Below are 1,274 nucleotides of genomic sequence, written 5' to 3'. Positions count from 1 at the left end.
ACCAGAATGACTACTGTGACAAGACGAGATCCGGCCGATAAAACCAAGATTGATGCGATTGAAAAGAAGCTGCTTGCTAACCCTGAAATCGCGAAACTAATTGATGACCTAGGCACGTCCACAACGGATGCCAATGACCTGGTTCGGGACATGCTGCAAGCCTCAATCGCCAGAGGTTTGAATGCTGAAATGGATGCCCACCTTGGCTACGAGTCTGGTGATAGGAGTGGCAAAGCTGCAGCTGGGACAGACAATTACCGTAACGGCACCTACTCGAAAACCGTGGATTCTAACTACGGTCCGGTAACTGTTGATGTCCCACGCGATCGGGCCGGAACATTCTTGCCGACCATGGTTCCTAAAGGATCGAGACGCTTGACTTACGTTGATGACATGATCGTCAACTTGTACGCCGGTGGAATGACAATAAGGGATATCCAGCACCACATGGCAACTGCGATGCGGGTAGATATTTCCCATGAGACGATTTCTGCGGTTACTGACACCGTCTTGGATGAAGTCATGGTCCTGCAAAACCGCCAGCTAGATGAGTTCTACCCGGTCATTTTCCTGGATGCACTACGTATTAAAGTCCGCGATGTTGGCCGAGTAGTCAACAAGTCCGCGTACATGGCAATCGGGGTGGACCTCGACGGAATTAAGCACATTTTGGGATTGTGGATTGCCAAAGAAGAAGGCGCTTCCTTTTGGGCGCAGGTATGCGCCAATCTTTCCAACCGTGGGGTCAAAGACGTCTTTATTGTTTGCTGTGACGGGCTGAAAGGCCTACCCGAGGCAGTAGAGGCAGCCTGGCCGAACTCTATGGTACAAACCTGTATCGTGCACCTGATACGTGCCGCGAACCGTTGGGTGGCCTACGGGGATCGCCGGGCTGTTTCAGCCGCGTTGAAAAAGATTTATACTGCTGCGGACGAGCCGACGGCACGTGCTGCCTTAGAGGAATTCGAGGCTTCCGAGCTGGGTGAGAAGTATCCCCGCTCAGTCAAGGTCTGGCAGGACGCGTGGGAGCGGTTTGTTCCGTTTCTGCAGTTCCCACCAGCAGCCAGGAAGGTCATCTATACGACGAATTCCATTGAATCTTTTAACAATGAGCTGCGTAAAGCTACTCGCAACAGGGTGCAGTTCACCAACGATGAATCAGCGCTTAAAACACTGTGGTTGATGATCTGCAATATTGAAGATAAGCGAGCCGCCAAGAGAGCAAAGCAGGGCAAACGAGTCTCAAGAACAGCCGGCAGACTCATGGAAGGAGC

The 1,274-nt window shown here is 51.9% G+C and carries 1 protein-coding gene; it reads left to right on the top strand.

Going from position 1 to position 1,274, the window contains the following annotated elements; genetic code table 11:
* Positions 1 to 6: 6 nt before the first annotated feature.
* A partial coding sequence (locus QP908_RS11725; RefSeq protein WP_284772362.1) for an IS256 family transposase occupies positions 7 to 1,274 on the top strand: 1,268 nt, incomplete at its 3' end.

The organism is Corynebacterium sp. MSK204 (assembly GCF_030229885.1).
GTDB lineage: Bacteria > Actinomycetota > Actinomycetes > Mycobacteriales > Mycobacteriaceae > Corynebacterium.
This window is presented reverse-complemented; position numbering and strand designations above follow the sequence as displayed.